Source organism: Vibrio sp. PBL-C16, from assembly GCF_034321865.1.
In the GTDB taxonomy this organism is placed as follows: domain Bacteria; phylum Pseudomonadota; class Gammaproteobacteria; order Enterobacterales; family Vibrionaceae; genus Vibrio; species Vibrio alginolyticus.
Genome location: NZ_JAXLNY010000002.1, coordinates 2,397,250 through 2,418,993, shown reverse-complemented (window position 1 = coordinate 2,418,993; position 21,744 = coordinate 2,397,250). Strand labels below are relative to the sequence as shown.

Annotated in this window: 15 protein-coding genes; 10 read left to right on the top strand and 5 right to left on the bottom strand. The window is 44.6% G+C overall.

Features of this window, described 5'->3' with window-relative positions; all coding sequences use genetic code 11:
• Nucleotides 1-225 precede the first annotated feature (225 nt).
• Complete coding sequence (tadA, locus tag UQW94_RS19360) at nt 226-735, top strand: tRNA adenosine(34) deaminase TadA (protein WP_416153106.1); 510 nt, start codon at nt 226-228, stop codon at nt 733-735.
• 588 nt (nt 736-1,323) lie between these two features.
• Here tadA and mltF read toward each other — a convergent pair.
• Entirely contained in the window at nt 1,324-2,901 is a 1,578-nt protein-coding gene (gene mltF, locus UQW94_RS19355) for a membrane-bound lytic murein transglycosylase MltF (protein WP_031777268.1), read from the bottom strand.
• 299 nt (nt 2,902-3,200) lie between these two features.
• Between mltF and purL the strand changes: the two genes are divergently transcribed.
• Both purL and UQW94_RS19345 read left to right on the top strand, forming a co-directional pair.
• The gene (purL, locus tag UQW94_RS19350; RefSeq protein WP_322142493.1) at nt 3,201-7,094 is read left to right on the top strand and encodes a phosphoribosylformylglycinamidine synthase; all 3,894 of its coding nucleotides are present in this window, start codon (nt 3,201-3,203) and stop codon (nt 7,092-7,094) included.
• 295 nt (nt 7,095-7,389) lie between these two features.
• Entirely contained in the window at nt 7,390-7,698 is a 309-nt protein-coding gene (locus tag UQW94_RS19345; protein ID WP_025998700.1) for a DUF3622 domain-containing protein, read from the top strand.
• A 90-nt stretch (nt 7,699-7,788) separates the two neighbouring features.
• Here the strand turns inward: UQW94_RS19345 and UQW94_RS19340 are convergent, their stop codons facing one another.
• From UQW94_RS19340 to UQW94_RS19330, 3 genes are all read right to left on the bottom strand, one after another.
• On the bottom strand, nt 7,789-8,229 hold the full coding sequence (locus UQW94_RS19340; RefSeq protein ID WP_005381599.1) for a hypothetical protein: 441 nt from the start codon (nt 8,227-8,229) through the stop codon (nt 7,789-7,791).
• Between the two features lie 118 nt (nt 8,230-8,347).
• Nucleotides 8,348-10,534 carry a TonB-dependent receptor domain-containing protein gene (locus UQW94_RS19335; RefSeq protein WP_213866987.1) on the bottom strand — a complete coding sequence of 729 codons (2,187 nt, stop codon included), beginning with the start codon at nt 10,532-10,534 and terminating at the stop codon, nt 8,348-8,350.
• A 264-nt stretch (nt 10,535-10,798) separates the two neighbouring features.
• The gene (locus UQW94_RS19330; RefSeq protein WP_222712424.1) at nt 10,799-11,866 is read right to left on the bottom strand and encodes a succinylglutamate desuccinylase/aspartoacylase family protein; all 1,068 of its coding nucleotides are present in this window, start codon (nt 11,864-11,866) and stop codon (nt 10,799-10,801) included.
• Nucleotides 11,867-12,196: 330 nt separating this feature from the next.
• Here UQW94_RS19330 and UQW94_RS19325 point away from each other — a divergent pair, with 330 nt between their 5' ends.
• A complete protein-coding gene (locus UQW94_RS19325) occupies nt 12,197-12,736 on the top strand; it encodes a DUF3332 domain-containing protein (RefSeq protein ID WP_005381596.1) in 540 nt (179 codons plus the stop codon).
• 64 nt (nt 12,737-12,800) lie between these two features.
• On the opposite strand, the gene UQW94_RS19320 is transcribed toward UQW94_RS19325, so the two are convergent.
• Nucleotides 12,801-14,273, bottom strand: a complete 1,473-nt coding sequence (locus UQW94_RS19320; protein ID WP_005381594.1) for an aminoacyl-histidine dipeptidase — start codon at nt 14,271-14,273, stop codon at nt 12,801-12,803.
• Nucleotides 14,274-15,297: 1,024 nt separating this feature from the next.
• Here UQW94_RS19320 and UQW94_RS19315 point away from each other — a divergent pair.
• The 6 genes from UQW94_RS19315 to UQW94_RS19290 all read left to right on the top strand — a co-directional run bounded on the left by UQW94_RS19315 (nt 15,298) and on the right by UQW94_RS19290 (nt 21,688).
• Nucleotides 15,298-16,587 carry an NCS2 family permease gene (locus UQW94_RS19315; RefSeq protein ID WP_213901722.1) on the top strand — a complete coding sequence of 430 codons (1,290 nt, stop codon included), beginning with the start codon at nt 15,298-15,300 and terminating at the stop codon, nt 16,585-16,587.
• A 263-nt stretch (nt 16,588-16,850) separates the two neighbouring features.
• A complete protein-coding gene (tet(34), locus tag UQW94_RS19310) occupies nt 16,851-17,315 on the top strand; it encodes an oxytetracycline resistance phosphoribosyltransferase domain-containing protein Tet(34) (protein ID WP_005381590.1) in 465 nt (154 codons plus the stop codon).
• A 91-nt stretch (nt 17,316-17,406) separates the two neighbouring features.
• Nucleotides 17,407-18,654, top strand: a complete 1,248-nt coding sequence (gene frsA, locus UQW94_RS19305; RefSeq protein WP_005381586.1) for an esterase FrsA — start codon at nt 17,407-17,409, stop codon at nt 18,652-18,654.
• Nucleotides 18,655-18,769: 115 nt separating this feature from the next.
• Nucleotides 18,770-19,159: a sigma factor-binding protein Crl gene (crl, locus tag UQW94_RS19300; protein ID WP_005381584.1), complete on the top strand. Its 390-nt coding sequence runs from the start codon at nt 18,770-18,772 to the stop codon at nt 19,157-19,159.
• 121 nt (nt 19,160-19,280) lie between these two features.
• Complete coding sequence (proB, locus tag UQW94_RS19295; protein WP_005383771.1) at nt 19,281-20,420, top strand: glutamate 5-kinase; 1,140 nt, start codon at nt 19,281-19,283, stop codon at nt 20,418-20,420.
• Between the two features lie 17 nt (nt 20,421-20,437).
• On the top strand, nt 20,438-21,688 hold the full coding sequence (locus tag UQW94_RS19290) for a glutamate-5-semialdehyde dehydrogenase (protein WP_322142492.1): 1,251 nt from the start codon (nt 20,438-20,440) through the stop codon (nt 21,686-21,688).
• The last annotated feature ends 56 nt before the right edge of the window (nt 21,689-21,744 follow it).

Here is a 21,744-nt window from a genome sequence, read left to right as displayed (position 1 = left end):
ATTGGCAGCCGAAAAGCGCAGGTCTTCGATCTGCGCTTTTTTTGTTCTCGCACAACGAACATCGATAGGTCTTGTAACTAGTTTTTTGGAGTTGCAAACTTTGTCCCGTGATGTGTCGCTGTAGTGAAACCGAAGTTGGTGATAAAATTCCCGACTTCAATCATTTTTGTTTCTTTGGAGCCTCCTTTGTCTAACCATCCGTTTACCCCTCAAGATGAATTGTTTATGCGCAGAGCGATGGAGCTTGCTGAGCAAGCAGAAGCTGAGGGGGAAGTACCTGTCGGTGCAGTGCTTGTCAAAGATGGTGAAATTATCGCTGAGGGCTGGAACCGCTCTATTGGCACCCATGACGCTACCGCACATGCTGAGATCCAAACACTGCGTAAAGCAGGCCAAAAGCTAGAAAATTACCGCCTTCTGGATACGACGTTATATGTAACACTTGAGCCATGCCCAATGTGTGCCGGAGCCTTATTGCATAGCCGCGTTAAGCGGGTTGTTTTTGGAGCGCCAGATTTAAAAGCTGGAGCAGCAGGAACAGTGCTTAATTTGTTTGAAAGTCAAGCCGCTTACCATTACGCCTTAATTGAAAAGGGGCTGCTAGAAGATGAGTGCCGTACTCAGCTACAAGCGTTTTTTAAGCGCCGCCGAAAGGAAATTAAAGCGAAGAAGCAAGCACAAAAAGCATTAGAAAATGGAGAGAGCGAACAAGGTAGTAGGAGTAGTGAGGGCTAGCAAACACCTACAACGTGGTAGATGTTTGCTTGGACGCACTAGTGATTGACTAAATGTACAAAAACACGATTACGTGAACTTACTTTCTTTTTCATACATGTCAGTTTACGTTTACGTCGGATAGCAGCTACTGTGTTATTTAAACGCTTTGACTGCACTCTACGTCTTCTCATATTCAAAACCTCCTGCAGACAAGACTTATACCAGTAAAGTGCGGCTCATCGATGCTTGGCAATAGGCTCGATAATCGCACTAAACATTGTATGGTTTAAACGTTCTTCATTTGACTTCTGCATTGCACAGAGCCAGCAAACAATTTCAATACGATGCTTAATAATAGGAGTGACGTTATTTCGGCAGAGTGTAGCCGAAAGCGCCGCTTCATCAAGTGAGCTAAACCATGTGGTTGTAAAGTAATCTGTTACAAAGCAATCAGTTTTACTAACGATGAAGAAAAGGCGACCAACCAAAGGAATGGTTGAGTGTGGTTGGTGTCACTCAGAATATTGGAGTCTAGATAAGTTTTCGTTAGGACTCAACAAAAATGACGAGCTTCATAGGCTCGTCATTTTTTAGTTTACCGCGGGTTTATTCTTCAATGCTTTCTTGTTCGGTGTCTTCTTCAACCGTGACGTCAGAAGCGCCAGAGACTTGTTCTACGACGGTCTCTACTGCGCCCGATATCAAAATGTCGGGGTTGAGCGGCGGAATCACTTGCAAGTCATCGCTATTCTCATCAATCGCTGGCTGTTGGCTGACATGACCAATGATGGATTGGTAGTAACGTCGAATATTTTCTACGTAATTACGCGCTTCATCGCCTCTGGCGTACCCATAGCGAGTTTGGCTGTAATAGCGCTTCTGACGCAGTAAAGGCAGCCTATCTTTTACATCGGCCCAAGCGTTCGGATCGCCACCTTGTGCTTTGGTGAGTCGTCGTGCGTCCATCATGTGGCCGTAACCAATATTGTATGAAGCTAACGCAAACCATATTTTTTCATGCTCGTTGATGCTATCAGGCACGCGACCTACAATGCGACGTAAGTACTCGACACCACCACGAACAGATTGCTCAGGGTCTAAACGGTTTGTTACCCCGACGCTTTTCGCTGTTGGCAGAGTAAGCATCATCATCCCCCTAACACCCGTTGGCGATTTTGCTGTTGGTTTCCAATGTGACTCTTGATAAGCCAATGCTGCAATTAAGCGCCAGTCGAACTCTTCGCTGTATTTTTGGAATAAAGGTGCCCATTTAGGCAATTTGTCATCCAGAGCTCGAATGAATGCGCGAGTATCAACGTAGTCAAATGCTTCAATATGACCAATGTACTTTTCTTCGAGGGTGGACAGTTCTCCTGATTGTTTGATGTTACCGAAAAACTCTATCAGCATCGCATACAAACTTTCGTCTTCAGAACGTCGAGTAAACCAAGATACTGGTTGATCTTCTGTAAGTTCAAACGCGAGCGCAAGATCGGGGTAAAGGCGTTGAGCAAGGGAAAGTTCCACCGAATCAGTCACAGTAAAACGTAACTCACCCGTCGATACGTATTTGAGTAAGTCTCTCGTGTCAGCATCACCAACAATTTCAAACTGAAGTTCTGGATACTGCTTCTTTAACGCTGTTAGGGTCGGAACATATTGCGATTGTTCAACGATCTTTAATGTTTGAGCGCCTGCATTTGTATCTTCGTCGGACTCGTCGTCTTTCGAGGCTTGGTATTCAATGAGTTGTTCGATATCACGTGGTCGAAGTTGCCCTTTTTTATATACCACTTGTTGGCTTACATAATAATAGGCAGGGCCTGGTCTAAATCGTTTGACTGCTTGTGACGTTTGATTTAAACCCGTAGCGATGATATCGATATCTCCTTTCTTAAGAGCAGGAAAAAGCTCAGCCTGGCGAAAGGCTGGTTTAATCTCGAGTTTGACGCCGAGCTGTTCCGCAAACTGACGCGCCAATTCGTAATCCAACCCTGCGGGACCATCGGGACCTATGTAGTAGGAAAGCTGATTGTTTAGCGTGCCAACACGAAGCACACCACGTTCTTGAATTTTTTCAAATTCACTTTTGGGCTCCGACTCAATCTGGCAAGCTGAGAGCAAAAGAACAGAAACTAAAATTAGAGCACTGCGCTTGAGCCGGTTGAAGTGACTTATTTGCATTAATAGGTACATCTTGGAAAATTTCTATTTGCCTTTATATCAAAGCGAGCTCATGGGGCAAAGTGAATCACACACTTATAACGTGACATTGTGTGTTTTATCGACATTTTAGTTGTAATTCAAATTTGACAAAAAAAATGACGCAAACGGTTGCTTTTGGTGTTACATCACAAAAACAATTACTATATAATGCGCTCGCAATGACGAGGTGGAATCGGCATAGGTTCGACAGGGCTTATTTTAAGTGTCTGAATTTATTCCAATATCACCTTAATCAATTGCATAAGAGACCTAAGCACATGAGAATTTTGCGTGGCTCCCCAGCTCTTTCTGAGTTTCGTGTTAATAAACTACTGGAACTTTGTCGTGAACAAGATCTGCCTGTAACTGGCATTTATGCCGAGTTTATGCACTTTGCCGATCTAAAGTCAGACCTTGATGACCAAGAGTTAGAAAAACTTGAAAAGTTACTAACTTACGGTCCAACCATCGAAGAGCATGAGCCTGAAGGTCTTCTACTTCTTGTCACGCCTCGTCCTGGCACTATCTCGCCTTGGTCTTCTAAATCTACCGATATCGCTGTTAACTGTGGCTTGGATAAAGTAAAACGTCTAGAGCGTGGTACGGCTTATTATGTCGAATCTTCAGTTGTTCTCTCAGAAGCTCAAGCTGACGCTGTTAAAGCGTTAATTCACGACCGCATGATGGAAACAGTATTCACAGAATTTGAAGCCGCATCAGCATTATTTACTGTTGCAGAGCCTAAGCCTGTCGCACATGTTGATATCTTAGTTGGCGGTCGTCTTGCGCTTGAAGAGGCAAACGTTTCCCTTGGCTTGGCACTCGCAGAAGATGAAATTGATTACTTGGTAGAGAACTTTACTAAGCTTGGGCGTAACCCAAACGACATTGAATTGATGATGTTTGCTCAGGCTAACTCAGAGCATTGTCGCCACAAAATTTTTAACGCAGATTGGACTATCGACGGGGTAGATCAACCTAAGTCTTTGTTCAAAATGATCAAAAACACTTTTGAAACGACACCTGACTATGTACTGTCTGCATACAAAGACAACGCAGCCGTTATGACAGGTTCTAAAGCGGGGCGTTTCTTCCCTGACCCTAAATCTCGTCAATACACGTACCACCATGAAGATACGCACATCTTGATGAAGGTAGAAACGCACAACCACCCAACGGCAATCTCTCCATGGCCGGGCGCATCGACTGGCTCAGGCGGTGAAATCCGTGACGAAGGCGCGACGGGTATCGGCGGTAAGCCAAAAGCGGGTCTGGTTGGTTTTACAACCTCTAACTTACGTATTCCTGGTTTTGAACAGCCATGGGAAACCGACTTCGGCAAGCCGGGTCGTATTGTAAATGCGTTAGACATCATGCTTGAAGGCCCTCTAGGAGGCGCGGCATTCAACAACGAATTTGGTCGTCCAAATCTATTGGGTTACTTCCGTACTTACGAAGAAAAAGTCACTTCTCATGCGGGTGAAGAAATTCGTGGTTACCACAAACCAATCATGATTGCTGGTGGTATGGGTAACATCCGCGATGAACACGTACAGAAGAAAGAGATCCCTGTGGGTGCGAGCCTAATCGTACTTGGTGGTCCGGCAATGAACATCGGTCTTGGTGGTGGTGCGGCATCTTCCATGGCATCTGGTCAGTCAGCAGAAGATCTGGACTTCGCTTCAGTACAGCGTGAAAACCCAGAGATGGAACGTCGCTGTCAGGAAGTGATCGACCGTTGTTGGCAGTTAGGCGACGACAACCCAATCGCATTTATCCACGATGTGGGTGCAGGCGGTATCTCTAACGCATTGCCTGAACTTGTCGACGACGGTGAGCGTGGCGGTAAGTTCCAATTACGCGATGTACCAAACGATGAGCCGGGCATGAGCCCACTGGAAATCTGGTGTAACGAATCACAGGAACGTTACGTTCTAGCGGTAGCGCCAGAAAACATGGAAGCATTCGACGCCATCTGTAAGCGTGAACGCGCACCGTATGCAGTGGTGGGTGTGGCGACAGAAGAGCGTCATCTAACGCTAGAAGATTCTCACTTCGACAATACGCCAATCGATATGCCAATGGATATCCTGCTTGGTAAGCCACCGAAGATGCACCGTGACGCAACCACACTAAAAGTGGAAAGCCCTGCCATTGTTCGTGATGGTATTGAGCTTAATGAAGCGGTGGATCGCGTACTTCGTCTTCCTGCTGTTGCAGAAAAAACATTCCTAATTACTATCGGTGACCGAACAGTAACGGGTCTGGTTGCTCGTGATCAAATGGTTGGTCCTTGGCAGGTACCAGTAGCAAACTGCGCAGTAACAGCGGCAAGCTACGACACTTACCATGGCGAAGCAATGTCGATGGGTGAGCGCACGCCAGTGGCATTACTAGACTTTGGAGCATCGGCTCGCCTAGCCGTTGGTGAGTCACTAACGAACATTGCGGCAACAGACATCGGTGATATTAAACACATTAAACTGTCTGCGAACTGGATGTCTCCAGCGGGTCACCCAGGTGAAGATGCGGGTCTTTACGAAGCAGTGAAAGCGGTTGGTGAAGAATTGTGTCCTGCGTTAGGTTTGACTATCCCAGTTGGTAAAGACTCCATGTCGATGAAAACCAAGTGGGAAGAAAACGGCGAGAGCAAAGAAGTCACTTCTCCACTGTCGTTAGTTATCACGGCATTTGGTCGTGTGGAAGACGTACGTAAGACCGTGACTCCACAACTACGCACTGACAAAGGAAAGACTTCTCTAGTTCTTGTTGACTTGGGTAACGGCAAAAACCGCTTAGGTGCGACAGCATTGGCACAAGTATACAAACAGCTGGGTGACAAACCTGCTGACGTAGATAATGCAGAGCAGCTAAAAGGCTTCTTTGATGCAATGCAAGCGTTAGTACGTGATGACAAGCTAGTGGCTTACCACGATAAAGGCGACGGCGGTCTTTTTGTTACACTGGCTGAGATGGCGTTCGCGGGTCACTGTGGCGTAAAAGCGAACATCGCAAAGCTGGGTGACGATGCGCTAGCCGTTCTATTTAACGAAGAGCTAGGTGCGGTTGTTCAAGTTAAGAATGATGATCTAGATTCAGTTCTATCTACTCTGGCGGCAAACGGCTTAGAGGCATGCTCACATGTGATTGGTTCTGTTGAAGCTTCAGACGACTTTGTTATCACTTCTGGTGATGCAGTTGTGCTTGAACGTTCACGTACCGAACTACGCGTTATCTGGGCTGAAACAACGCATAAGATGCAAAGTCTACGTGATAACCCAGCGTGTGCAGACCAAGAGCACGAAGCTAAGAAAGACAACTCTGACCCGGGTCTAAACGTTAAGCTCAGCTTCGACGTAAATGAAGACGTTGCAGCACCGTACATTGCGAAAGGTGCTAAACCTAAGATGGCAATCCTACGTGAGCAGGGCGTTAACTCCCACGTCGAAATGGCAGCAGCGTTTGACAGAGCAGGCTTTGAAGCAACCGACATCCATATGAGCGATATCCTAACGGGCCAAGCGGTACTGGATGAATACCATGGCCTAGTAGCTTGTGGTGGCTTCTCTTACGGCGACGTATTAGGTGCGGGTGAAGGTTGGGCTAAGTCTATCCTGTTTAACGCACAAGCTCGTGAACAGTTCCAAGCCTTCTTCAACCGTGAAGAGACGTTCTCTTTAGGTGTATGTAACGGTTGTCAGATGCTATCAAACCTGAAAGAGCTGATCCCAGGTGCAGACTTGTGGCCACGTTTTGTGCGCAACGAATCTGAGCGTTTTGAAGCGCGCTTTAGTCTAGTTGAAGTTCAGAAATCTGATTCTGTATTCTTCGACGGCATGGCTGGTTCGCGTATGCCAATCGCGGTTTCCCACGGAGAAGGGCGTGTAGAAGTACGTGATGCAGAGCACCTAGCAGCGATTGAAGCATCAGGTACGGTTGCGGTTCGTTACGTGGATAACCTCGGTAACCCAACACAACAATACCCGAACAACCCGAATGGTTCGCCAAACGCGATTACCGGTTTAACAACAGCAGACGGTCGCGTAACTATCATGATGCCTCACCCAGAGCGCGTATTCCGCACAGTTGCAAATTCTTGGGCTCCGGAAGGTTGGGGTGAAAATGGCGCTTGGATGCGTATGTTCCAAAATGCCCGTAAGAATATCGGTTAATTAACCAAAGGTTAATCTAGCTTAAGTAAAGCGTTGGTTGAGAGACCAGCGCTTTCTTTTTTCTTATCACTCTTTTTTCTTCGTCGCTCTTTCTAGTGACTTGGCGAAACGTTGCTTTGTTCTGCCTCTTCTTTGTCATCTATTATCTAGCGTAAAAAACTTGCAGCGTTTAGATTACTTTTATGCTCTAATACCGCGCTTACCAAGGGATGGTGTTAAACAGCTCAGCTTAGATGGAGTTATCAAGTTGACCGAATCCCTGATTGATCCCTAAATCCCTTAGGAAATGAAAGAAATGTCTAAGAATCCAAAATTTGCTATCCGCGTCACTGAAAAACGTAACGGCTGGAGCGCAGAAATCACTCGCCAAGTGACATCTCGTAAGACTGTAGTATCAAAGCGTGAAACAGGCTTTGACAGCGAAGAGAAAGCACAAGCTTGGGCTGAACAAGAACTGGCTGGATTTATCCAAAACCAAGTGGTTCGTAACGAGCGTAAAGCAGCGCAACGTCAAGAGCGTGAAGCAGAACAACTAGCGGCAAAAGTTCGTAAAGAAGAAGCCCGCAAAGCACGTGAAACCGAAGTAGACACTGACGAAGAATAAGTTTAAATCGGTGAGATGGTGACGTTACCCATCAAACAAATAGTGAAAATGCCCTGAGTTTTGTCTCAGGGCATTTTTTATTTATATCGGCTAAAAACAATCCGACGATACGGACAAGCTAAACGTGCCGTCTTCAGGGGCTGCAAATTGTTTATTGCCAGGAAGAAGGTGAGGGTTATTAGCATAAGTGCGATGTGTCGATTTGACCTTTGCAGAATGTCTTTCCGGTAAATCAAAGTGTTGTAAGCCGTCAGATAGATCGTTTGCTTCACCGTAGTCGAAATGTGTTGCGACGTCTTTGGGCTGCTTGGCGTAACGACAGTGATCCGGCTTACCATCTTCGTGCCAAGTTAAAGAGTTAGTTTTTGCATCTAGATTCAGGTTATTTGCTGTTGGCTGTGCGTAAAAATCTTCTGAAACTTGGTGCTTGCTTTGTTCTTGTAAGTAGTCTGCAATGTTCTCAGAAGCTTGCGCTAGGCTACCTACAGGGAAGAAGCAAATCAGAAGAAGCCGTGTTTTTAGATTGTTCATAATGTGTATGCAAGCAAAAGGAAATGATAATACTGATAAATAAAACGGCGTGCAATTATGGCCATTGGATACGATATAACAGGGCAGTTAATGTCTGCCCTGCATCTTTTAGGTATGGTTAGTATTGATAAGTGAGGTGCAGTTTGACTTCGCGACCAGGCGAAGGCACGCCATTAGATAGGTATGCTTCGTAGTAACGATCGGTTAAGTTTTTCACAACCGCGCCAATGCTCAAGCCTTCGACTTGTTGTATTTCCCAAACCACGTAAGCGTTTTGTAGCGTGTATTGCTCACTTGGCGATTTCACTTTTAAATTGTTACCGCTTGCCTTGGTTTTGGTTTGCGCATCATACCAACGGACTTCCCAGCCCGTACGTAAACCAGGAATCCATTCGTAACCTAAACCCAGATTAATGTTTAATGGCGGTACATCAGGATGATCATCATCTGAACCTGTAGAGTCAGATAGGCTACCTTTGTTTTTGCCGCGAATGTAACTTGCTGAGAAATTACTGTAGAAATCTTCAATCCGGTATTGTGAAATTAGCTCAAAGCCATAGTTTTTAAAGCCATCTAGGTTTGTATTCCAGCTTTGTAACTCAGTAGTATTTTTGTCGAGGTTTTCGCCCGTTCGTATATCAACTGTGTCGCTAACATCGTTATAGAACATAGTTAACTCTGTTGCGAGGTTATCGCGAGAGTTCACCAGCCCTTCCGTTAAGTTGATAACGCTTGCTTGATAAGCATGGATACGAGACACGTCCAGATTCAAAGCAGTAGCCGTAGCGGTAGCGCGCGCATATTGCACTGAGTAGATGTTATCAACGGTTGGTGCTTTTAAAGCGTAGGCGTAGGAGGCGTTTAAACGCGTATTATTGCTTGCATCAAAGTCGATATCCAAACGTGGGCTAAAGCCTTTATGCGTCGTTTCACCATAGTCATGTCCGGCAGCTGGATCATTATAATCCGGCGCTGCGTTCCCTTTTCCTTCACTCTTGATGTATTCGTAACGCAGAGAAGGTGTGATTGTTAGGCGGTCTGTTGCTTGATAGTGATCAGCAATGTAAGCGGCATAAATTGACTGCGTGCCAGATGGTTCGTAGTAAGGGGTGTACCAACCGTAGTTTTTCGCTTCATTACTGTCGTATGATGCGTTGAATACTAACGAGTCTCTATCGGTTTTTTGATATTGAAGCCCAGTGACTAGAGTGTGGTCTCCGAATTGTGCTTGGTTAAACACATCAACGTAGTCACGCTCGTAACTCAGCCATGACTCATGACCGTAACTGCCAACAGAAACGAACATTTTCTCGAATGCTACGTCAGGGCGAACCCAATGACGATCGTTTTCGGAACGTGCCATTTTGATATTGAAATCAATATACGGGTTAGTCGGCATGTAGTGGTAAGAGATGGTTGTGGTGTTGTCCGTGTATTTGTTATCGACGGTGTAAGCGTATTGGGCTTTTTCTAATGAGCCGTATTTCTTGATATTGTATTCGGTGATGTTAGGCATTTTTCCGCGGCGGTTAGCCCAAGGTTTACGACCTTCATCTTTGTAGCGAGTGTGGCTAATTTCAAACTCGTGATCGTTGTTTTCATAACCGACCTTTACGAGCATGTTTTCTTGCTCATAACCTGAGTAATCCAGCGTTTCACCACCTCCGACTTTAATGTCATCAGAATCTTTTACCGAGCCATTCGCTAGAAAATAAAAACCAGTATCGTTTTTACCATAGAGTGTTAGCGTGTAGGCGTTCTCATCGCCGTTGGTGTTGTATGCACTTGAGATGCGAGCACCAAAGTTTCTTTCGCCGTACAGGAGATCATCGACACTTTTGGTTTTAATGCGAATGGAGCCACCAAACTTCCCGTTGAGTGCTCGATAGTCGTGCGCGCCCTTGATAATTTCTGCTTCGCCAATTAAGAACGGATCAAAAAAGAAGGTACCGTAGCGGTATTGTTGAAAGCCAATTGGAGCGCCATCGACAAACACGGCGATATCGCTTGGATCATCAAAACCACGAATGTTAATACGTTCGCCACCAGAACGACCGCCACCATCTATTGATGCACCGGGAACGGCATCGATCATTGAGGCAAAATTAGAGTACTGTTGCTCTTCAATCTCTGACCAATTAATGGTGGTTTGCGCAGGCTCAGCAATGGTAATAGGTTTGGCATAACGAACGCCTATGACTTCAAGCTCTTCATTTGGCGCTGTCTCGGCATATGAATAAAGAGGGAAGAGCAAAGCCAGTGAAATGAGATTTACTTTGAATGGATGACTTTTTAATCGTTTCATATTGATGATTTATAGTGTTTTTATGAAGCTCGGATTATAAGAACATTATTACGATTAATAAATGATAATGAGATTAATTATCAAATGTGTTTTTGCGATGGATTGTAAAGTTTTTTATCCATTCGTGGAAACTACGATAAGTATCGTTAGCTTACATAAAACAAAAAGCCCAGCATCATGGATGCTGAGCTTATTGGCTTTTAAACAAGATAGTGCGAGCACTGTTGCTCCTTTTGAGCTAATCAGGCGCCTACTTGGTAGGAATTACTGAGTTTCTAACGGTATCTGTCCGGTGGTCAGCGGCTCGGCATCGAATTCAGTGAGGCCTTCAATATAGCTTTCGACTGCTTGCTCTAAAGCATTATCACCTTGGTTAAAATAGGCAAGGTGGAAAATTGCATCGCCTTCGTTCACCAATGGTAATGTTTGTTGACCGATAACCAAACCACGCTTCGGGGCTTTTAGTTCTATCTCATCATGACCAAGAGGAGAGCTAATATAAGCGAGCGTTTCCCCCTGTTCTACTTTGTCTCCCAGATTAACGACAGTACGCAAAATGCCGTTACCTGACGCGCGAACCCAGCTGGTGGACTTCGCTATGATAGGCTCAGGCAGCTTTTTCCTGCTCGCACGCAACATACCAATGGCTTGCATTACGCGCCGAACCCCGAGTACACCAGCGCTTATCGAAAGTGGATCAAAGCGCAATGCTTCGCCAGCCTCGTAGGTGAGCACTGGAATATCACATTTTTCTGCTTCACTGCGTAAAGAGCCATCACGCAATGCTGAATCAACAATCACTGGCGTTGCAAATGCTTGAGCAATACGCAGAGTTTCTGGGTTGCTTAAGTTTGCGCGGATCTGTGGTAAGTTCGTGCGATGAATTGCCCCTGTGTGTAGATCCAAAATGTAGTCACAACGCTTGGCAATGTTGTTAAAGAACCCGTGTGCCATACGAGATGCAAGTGCGCCTTTTTCACTGCCAGGAAAGCAACGGTTGAGATCTCGTCGGTCGGGCAAGTAACGAGATTTATGGATGAAACCAAAAACGTTAACGATAGGTACTGCAATGACAGTGCCTTTCAGTTTTTGTGGTTCCAGTTGGTTAATGATCTGACGAACGATTTCTACGCCATTAAGCTCATCACCATGGATAGCGGCATTCACCATTAACACTGGTCCTTCTTGTTTCCCATGGATGATTTCCACAGGAATAGATAAAGGCGAATGTGTATATAGCTTCGCTGCTTCAAATTCGATCTCTAATCGTTGTCCTGGTTGTATTTGATGTCCTAAGAGCTCAAACACTTTGCTTTTTTTACTTCTGGCCATAAACCATCTCTGTCAAATGCGTCATCAGCAATGTAACAATTGCTGCAAAATCGCACTAATCATTCTCATTAAGGACACGACAAATTACTTTAATCGTCATGCGTGAAATTTTGGTATGTGTGAAGTTTTTGTTTTCAATATGATCTTTTCTATCAGTTTAATACATAACAAGCCATAGAGAAGAGAGCGCAATAATAGCCTTAAAAAATGTGACTGTATTAAAAATAATACTGTTCATGGAGGACAAAAAAACGGACTTTTAACCCTACTTTTTATCCGATAATATCCGCGCCGAATTTGAGGTTTCACACTTTCTAACTAGAGGTTTTGATGAAAAAGGCAATTGCTAAAATTGGTGCATTGACTGCGGTAGCAGTTTCACTTTCAGGTTGCGTAGGTAGTAATGCCGTGACAGGTTATGTCATGGGGTTTAACTTGAAAGCTGTTGACAACCGTTACGCTCGAGGTGGCCTAAATATGCTTTTAGCGCCTGTTTATGGTGTCGCGATCGCAGCGGATTATATCGTGTTTAACTCTCTAGAATTTTGGACGGGTAAGAACCCGTTAAATGGTAAGCCACATATCTTCGATACAAAGGTAGATACTTACATTGATGTCAATCACCAGTTAGATAAGTCGTTAACGACGGCACCAATCGCACCATTAGCGGATAACCGTGTCATTGAGCAGGGGCGAATGCAGCAAATCGATGAGAACACTGTTCAAATGGATATTACTTACAGTAACGGTGAAAAGGCGACACTCATGGGTGTACGCGATGGTGAGTTTGTTACTTACTACATTGATGGTGAAGTTGCTGCACAAACCTCAATGGATGAATTAGCCGCTTACGCGCAAAACCGTGTGTAGTTGGGTTCAACTAAACCAAAAAAAGGGTGCCGTATGGCACCCTTTGTCATTTTTCGTGATTGAATTATGCTTTCTCTGGAATCGCTTCTAAAAGCGCGACCATCTGATCCCAGTACAACTGAACAGTATCAATCTTCACTTTCTCATCTGGAGAGTGAGGGAATTTTATTGTTGGACCGAAAGAAACCATATCCATGTGTGGGTATGGTTCTTTAAATAGGCCACACTCAAGACCAGCATGGATGACCATGATGTTCGGCTTATGACCGTAAATGCCTTCATACATATCACGGAAAATTGCCATGATCTCGGAATCTGCATCTGGCTTCCAGCCAGGGTAAGCGCCTGAGAACTGAATTTGTGCGCCTGCTAGCTCAGTAATCGAGCGCAGCATGCTTTCCACTTGGCTACGGCCAGAGTCAATGAGAGAACGAATCAAGCAAAGCACGGTGACTTTATTTTCTTCTGTGCTGATCACACCAACGTTTAGAGAAGTTTCAACAACGCCTTCCACCTCATCACTCATACGGATTACGCCGTTTGGACAAGCGTTAAGTGCCGCAATGAATCGTTGCTGATCGGCGATTGAAAATACTTGCGCGTCAGTCGTGATCGCTTCATTAAAGGTTACGATACCTGTTTCGATTTTACCCAATTCAGTTTTAAGCAGCTCAGTGTAGTGGTTGAACAGCTCAGCAAGTTTGTCTTGGTTTTCGACAGGAAGCGCGACAGTAACAAACGCTTCGCGAGGGATTGCATTACGTAAGCTACCACCACGGAATTCGACTAAACGTAAATCAAGCTCTTGAGCATGACCGGCAAGGAAACGACCAAGTAATTTGTTGGCATTACCGCGACCTGTGTGAATGTCACAACCTGAGTGACCACCTTTTAGGCCTTTCAGCGTCAGTTGGCGTGTTACAAAACCTGCAGGCGTTGATTCTCGAGAAATATCGAAAGTCATGGTGCCATCAACGCCACCTGCACAACCCATGTAGACTTCGCCTTCTTGCTCAGAGTCTGTATTTAGAAGAATCTCACCCTCTAACCAACCAGCTTCAAGGCCAAATGCGCCAGTCATGCCTGCTTCTTCATCAATCGTCAGCAGAACTTCGAGTGGACCGTGCTTAATATCTTTAGATGCCAATACAGCAAGGCAAGAAGCCATACCAATACCGTTATCTGCACCAAGCGTCGTGCCTTTCGCAGTTACCCATTCGCCATCGATGTAAGGTTGGATTGGATCTTTGGTGAAGTCGTGTTCAGTGTCTTCGTTTTTCTGCGGCACCATGTCGATGTGTGCTTGAAGTACAACAGCCTTCTTATTTTCCATTCCTGGTGTCGCGGGCTTTTTGATGAACACGTTACCGGTTGGATCACGGCGAACGTCAAAGCCTTGCTCTGTTGCCCAGTTGATAATGTACTGTGCTAATGCTTCTTCATGTTTCGATGGATGAGGGATAGAACAAATCTTATCGAAAAACTGCCAAAGTGGAGCAGGTGATAAGGTACTGATCTCAGAATGGAACTCAGACACGGAGGACTCCTTTTGATGTGCTTTGCCAAATATATACCGTAAAAATATTGTCAAGGTAGCATTAAATGCTAGACGATTTGGCCTTCAAATTGCCGTTAGCATACCACCAGATAAGGAGTACGAGTAGTCGCGATCACAAGGATTTCTCTCAGAACTGTCACAGTTTGTGAATACAATAACAAGCACTATGTGTTCTCTATCATATATTCTGAAAGTGGCTTTATTTTTTAATTCATAAAATTGTAATTTAATTACACATAAACTTTGATAAAGGTCAATTTGTGCATTTTTTGTGATTCCAATCACCAAAATGCTTGTAATTAAATTTCTTGGTGGTATATTTGTAACCAGCTTCTGAGAGAAGAATGAAATGCTCAAAGGATGAGTCCGTTTTATCGCCTCCAAGGAACCGAGAAATCAACGAATGTTTAATTGATTTAAAAGGTGATAGTTATGAAAGGTTTACCAAGTACAATGTTCTGGAATAGCAAGTCTGTTTACACCGGTAACTTTGTATACCCAACAAGCTTTGGCTACTAAGTGAAGTCAACGCATGTGACTCGAACAGTTTGTTCACCCCTATAAATTGGAATTTTTTTTTCAGTGATAGTGCTGACATGATTCACCGCCACCCAAATTGGGTGGCGTTTTTTTATCTCTATTTTCTCTTCCTGACTCACTTATTGCCATCAAAGTCTTCTTCTATTCCCCATTCTTCGGTTTTATCGACTTTTCCATCAAATCTGTTAGATACCATGTTTAAAATGGGCCTTTTTCATCTGAAAGTTTAGTACATTGCTCAGTTTTTATTCTCTTTTAGAGAACTGTGTTATCTGGGTTACCTATTGTTTTATAAGAATATATTTCTTTACTTGCTTTGATGGGTTAGAGAATGTGTTTCATATCCAAAGAAAAAAAACGCATTAGAGTGAAGATTCTATCTAGAATTTGCTATTTGATAACTTTATAATTCCCGCCAATCGATTACGCAACCGTTTACTTTTTACCTTTACAGGATTCGATCATGCTCGAGAGGCTTTTTAAACTCAGTGAAAATGGCACAAATGTGCGCACTGAGATCATTGCAGGTGTTACGACCTTCCTAACTATGGCTTACATTATTTTTGTAAACCCAGCGATCCTGTCGGATACCGGTATGGACCGTGGCGCCATTTTTGTCGCGACTTGTCTTGCTGCCGCAATCGGCTGTTTTATCATGGGATTTGTTGCCAATTACCCAATCGCACAGGCACCAGGAATGGGCCTGAACGCATTTTTTACTTACTCTGTTGTATTGGGAATGGGTTATACGTGGCAAGTTGCGTTGGCGGCTGTATTTGTTTCTGGCCTTCTGTTCATTCTTTTAAGCGTATTTAAGATCCGTGAGTGGATTATTAACTCGATCCCGCATTCTCTACGAACAGGTATTTCAGCTGGTATTGGTCTTTTCTTAGCGTTTATCGCATTAAAAAATGCAGGTATCGTCGTTGATAATACAGCGACATTAGTTTCTATGGGAGAGATCACATCATTGCCATCTGTATTGGCCGCGATTGGCTTCTTTCTTACGATTGCACTGGTTCACCGTGGTGTGAAAGGTGCGGTGATGATCGCCATTCTTGGCGTTACAGCGCTTGGTCTTCTATTTGGTGATGTGCAGTGGGGCGGTATTATGTCAACGCCACCAAGCATTGCGCCAACTTTCATGCAACTGGATTTCTCTGGTTTGTTTGAAGTAGGCATGATTTCCGTCGTATTTGCTTTCCTATTTGTCGATTTATTTGACACCGCAGGTACGCTCGTTGGCGTTTCTCAAAAAGCTGGTCTAACTGATGAGAATGGCAACATCCCTCGTTTAAACAAAGCGTTACTTGCAGACTCAACAGCAACGTCAGTAGGTGCATTACTTGGTACCTCCAACACGACATCTTATATTGAAAGCGTTTCTGGTGTAGCTGCGGGTGGGCGTACTGGTCTAACAGCCGTGGTTGTTGGTGTACTCTTCCTACTTGCTCTATTGTTCTCACCACTTGCGGGTATGATCCCTGCTTATGCAACGTCAGGTGCGCTATTCTATGTGGCGATCTTGATGCTGTCTGGGCTAGTAAGCATTGATTGGCGTGACCTAACTGAAGCGTCCCCAGTTGTTGTGACTTGTTTAGTTATGCCGCTAACATTCTCGATTGCAGAAGGTATCACGTTAGGCTTTATCGCATACGCGGCGATCAAGTTATTCAGCGGTAAGGGCCGTGAAGTGTCGATGAGTGTATGGGTGATGTCAGCCATCTTCATCGTTAAATACCTCGTCGGTTAATTTCTCGAGCAAAAAGCCAGTGTGGATTTATTCACGCTGGCTTTTTCTTTTTTACGTTGTTCACAGAAGACGGTTTTTCTGCGGAATAGGCAGAGAATTTTGATATCACCGTTGGTATTAGCGGTGTGTTTCGGTAGAATAATCGTTTGCGCAGCTTGAAATCCTCGTCTCCAAACATTTTGGAGAAGTTAGTGAGCATTCCGCTTTTGAGTGACTTCGCTAGATTTTGAGGATGCATATTTTCAAATTATTAGGTTATTACAATGAGTAAAAAATTCATTATCACTTGGGATGCAATGCAGACTTACTGCCGTGAACTGGCTGAAAAACAAATGCCAGCTGAGCAATGGAAAGGAATTTGGGCGGTAAGCCGCGGCGGTTTGGTTCCTGGCGCTATTTTGGCTCGTGAACTGGGTATTCGTTACGTTGATACAATCTGTATTTCAAGCTACGACCATGATCATCAGCGCGATATGACGGTACTAAAAGCACCTGAAGGTGATGGCGAAGGTTACCTAATCGTTGAAGACCTAGTAGACAGTGGTGATACAGCGCGCAAACTACGTGAGATGTATCCAAAAGCGAAAATGATCGCTGTGTGTGCGAAACCATCAGGCAAAGAGCTGCTGGATGATTACGTTGTAGATATTGCTCAAGACACTTGGATCGAGCAGCCTTGGGATATGTCAATCCAGTATGCTGAGCCAGTAAACCGCAAGCAAAAATAAACGCGGTTAAAGAATATTGAGAAATGCCCCTTTATAGGGGCATTTTTTTTATTATGATATTAAATCATGCTAATAGCCTAGGGTTCTTCCTATGTCTGAAGACGTCAGTAAAAATCTTTCCGAAACTTTGTTCGTGAAACATAAGCAAGCAAAAGAAACCTCCGCGCTTACCCAGTACATGCCGACCAGTAAAAAAATACTTGATGAACGAGAAGCGCAGGGTGATCGTGCTTGGTATCGTCATTTGCGTCGCTTGCAATGGGCTTGGCAAGGATTGTCTCCGATCGAAATGGAAGGCGTACTGTCTAAAATTGCTTCATCTTCTCACTCGCGAACCAATGATGATTGGTTAGACACTGTAATGGGTTATCACAGTGGTAACTGGACATTTGAGTGGATCAAGCTTGGTATGGATCATCAGAAGCGAGCAAATGAAATGCAAGGAGAAGAGGCAGCGGATGAACTCTTCACTGCTTCTTTGTGTTTTAGTATTGCAGGCTACCCACATTTAAAAAATGACAACTTGGCATCGCAAGCTCAAGTTCTGGCAAACAAAGCGTATTCTGACGGCGCAGAAAAAACTAAGTACACCATCAAGCAAATTGAAGTGCCTTACCAAAATCGCAAAATCATCGCGAACCTCCATTTACCAAGAACGGATAAACAGTTGCCTGTGGTAATGGTGAGCGCTGGTTTGGATACCCTACAAACCGACATGTGGCGTTTGTTCCGTAATCGTCTTGCACCGCGAGATATTGCGATGTTAACCGTGGACATGCCTTCGGTAGGGCATAGCTCTCACTGGCCCTTGACCGAGAATTCAAGTTGCCTACATCAAGCGGTATTGAATGAGCTTTACTCGCTACCTTGGGTTGATCATCACAAAGTGGGGTTAGTTGGGTTTCGTTTTGGTGGTAATGCCATGATCAGACTCTCTTTTGTCGAGCAAGAAAAGATCAAAGCTTGTGTCGCTCTAGGCGCACCCGTACATGATATTTTTACTTCCCCTCAGAAGTTGCAAAAAATGCCGAAGATGTACTTAGATCTTTTGGCTTCCCGTTTGGGGAAAAATGCGGTTGATATTAATAGCATGGCTGGTCAGATGATGGCGTGGTCATTGAAGGTTCAGGGCTTCCTGAGCAGTCGAAAAACCAAAGTGCCTATTTTGGCTTTGAGTCTTGAAGGCGATCCAGTGTCGCCACACAGTGATAATCAACTTGTTGCTCTATTTAGCCAGTATGGTAGAGCGAAAAAAATCAGTTCCAAAACAATTACAAAAGGATATGAGCAATCCCTCGATTTAGCCATAAAGTGGCTAGAAGATGAATTATTAGGGTGACAATTCTCCTAAATTAGTTAAGAGTGATATATCTGAGCAAAAAATAAGCTCATGATAATTAAAAATAATAATCATTCTTGGGTGTTTACTTTTAACTATGAAAACGGAGATTCATATGTCAGAGACGACTCAGGGCCCGACTCACTTTCGCTTGATGTCAAAGTTGAAGGCGATAGGACCTTACCTGCGCGAACCACAATCGCAAGAAGGGCGCTATTATTTTGATTGTTTATCTGTATGTGTAGACGACAAAAAATCGCCTGAGAAGCGTGAATTTTGGGGCTGGTGGATGGATTTGGAATCCATCGAGGGAGGCTTTACTGCTAAATATCATATTGGCAAGTACAACAAAGAAGGGCAATGGGTATCTGAAGCCCTTCCCAAAAAAGTGGTAGAGGAAGTGTATCTCACGCAGAGCACATTCCATCAAAAGCTGGTTGATACTTTAGAAGAACACTTCAAATTAGAAGTCGAATATCACACGGAGTCTTTCGATTTCGCTTAATTTGGTTGTTTTCATTTAATACCAAACAAAAAGGTGCGAAAACGCACCTTTTCTCTTGTTAATTCCCTATTTGATTGTTAAAACATCTTCTCTTTATTTGTTTTTCACTTCAGAAGACATCATGACAACGAATCAACAAAATGCAGTTGTTTCACAACCACAAACTGTCGTTGTGAAACTGGGTACAAGTGTGCTGACAGGCGGCACTCTGGCACTCGACCGTGCACACATGGTTGAGTTAGCACGCCAGTGTGCTGAGCTTAAAAAACAAGGCCATTCAATCGTAATGGTTTCGTCTGGTGCGATTGCAGCAGGCCGTGAGCATCTTGGTTACCCCGCATTGCCCAACGAGATGGCGAGTAAGCAGTTACTTGCCGCGGTGGGGCAGAGCCGCTTGATTCAAACATGGGAGTCTTTGTTTGGTATTTATGGTATCAAGATCGGCCAAATGTTACTAACCCGTGCCGATTTAGAAGATCGTGAGCGATTCCTTAACGCGCGTGACACTATTAATGCGCTCGTCGCGAACGATATTGTTCCTATCGTAAACGAAAATGATGCCGTTGCGACTAGCGAGATTAAAGTTGGCGATAACGACAACCTTTCCGCTTTGGTAGGCATTTTATGTGGTGCAGATAAGCTCTTGCTTTTAACGGACCAAAAAGGTCTGTTTACTGCTGACCCTCGTAAAGATCCGAACGCAGAGCTTATCAAGGAAGTAAAAACCATCGACGACACGCTGCGTAAAATCGCAGGTGGAAGCGGTACAACATTGGGTACTGGTGGTATGGCAACGAAGCTGCAAGCCGCAGACATCGCTCGCCGCGCAGGTATCGAGGTTATTATTGCTGCTGGTAGTGCGCCGAATGTTATCTTTGACTCTTTAAGTGCTGAACCTCAGGGTACGCGCTTCCTACCTTGCGCTGAAGCCTTAGAGAACCGTAAACGCTGGATTCTAGCGGGACCTGCGGCATCGGGCGACATCGTTATTGATGATGGTGCAGTCAATGCTGTGGTCGGCAAGGGCAGTAGCCTACTTGCTAAAGGGGTCATCAAAGTTAGTGGTGACTTCGCACGAGGCGAAGTGGCGCGTGTAACAAACGCTCACGGTAAGTTGGTGGCTCGTGGCATCAGCGCCTACTCAAGTGATGACCTAACTAAAATTACGGGCAAACACAGTAAAGATATCATCTCTATTTTGGGTCATGATTATGGCTCTGAGGTGATTCACCGCGATGATTTGGTCGTCATTCAGGAATAGAATTAGAGGGAAGCAAAGTGGATTTAACGAATATGGGTAAAGCTGCTAAAGATGCAGCTTTCGAATTAGCGACAGCGTCAACTGCGCAAAAGAACCAAGCATTAGCCATCATCGCTGATGAGCTAGAAGCAAACTCTGCTGCTATTTTGGCGGCAAACGCTAAAGACATCGAACTTGGCCTTGAAGCGGGTTTAACCGATGCGCTGCTCGATCGCCTTTTGCTTAATGAAGAACGACTGACTGCAATTGCGAATGATGTTCGCAACGTCATTAGCTTGAACGATCCTGTAGGCAGCGAAATAGACAGTAAGGTACTGGAAAATGGGATGTCACTGTCTCGTCGTCGTGTGCCGCTTGGTGTCGTGGGCGTAATTTATGAAGCGCGTCCAAACGTAACCATTGATATTGCAGCGTTGTGCTTGAAAACCGGCAACGCAAGCATTTTACGTGGTGGCAAAGAGACCTTTTTCTCGAATATGGAATTAGTGAAGGTTATTCAGTCTGCGCTCGCAAAGGCGAACCTTCCAGCCGCTTCTGTGCAGTACATTGAAAAACCAGATCGTGAGCTTGTTTCTCAATTGCTTAAGTTGGACGATTACGTCGACATGATCATTCCACGCGGTGGTGCTGGCCTACACAAAATGTGTAAAGAAAACAGCACGATTCCGGTGATTATTGGAGGCTTTGGTATCAGCCATATCTTTGTCGACGAATCCGCTGATCTAAAGAAATCCCTGAATGTGGTTGAGAACTCTAAAGTTCAACGTCCATCTGCGTGTAACTCATTAGATACGCTGCTCGTGCATGAAAAAATTGCAGCGCAATTCCTACCAATGATCGTAGAGCGCATGAGCGATAAAGTGACCTTCGTGACAGAGCCTAAGGCAAAAGCACTGATGGCTCAAGCAACACAAATTCGCGATGCTGTTGAGGGTGACTTTGATACGGAATGGTTGAGTTACACTCTTAGTGTAAAAGTTGTGTCTGATGTGAAAGATGCCATTGATCATATGCGTGTCCATAACGCGAGCCACTCAGATGCGATCATGACCAATAGTTTGGAAAACTCAGAACTGTTCATCAATTCTGTCGGTTCGGCGGCGGTTTATGTGAATGCTTCAACGCGCTTTACAGACGGTGCGCAATTTGGCCTTGGTGCAGAAGTCGCAGTATCTACGCAAAAGCTACATGCACGCGGTCCGATGGGCTTAGAAGAGCTAACTAGCTACAAGTGGGTTGGTAAAGCGAACTACTTAGCACGCAGTTAACACATTCGACGAGATCTTGAGTGAAAAAGGGGCCTTTGCGCCCCTTTTTGTTTTGT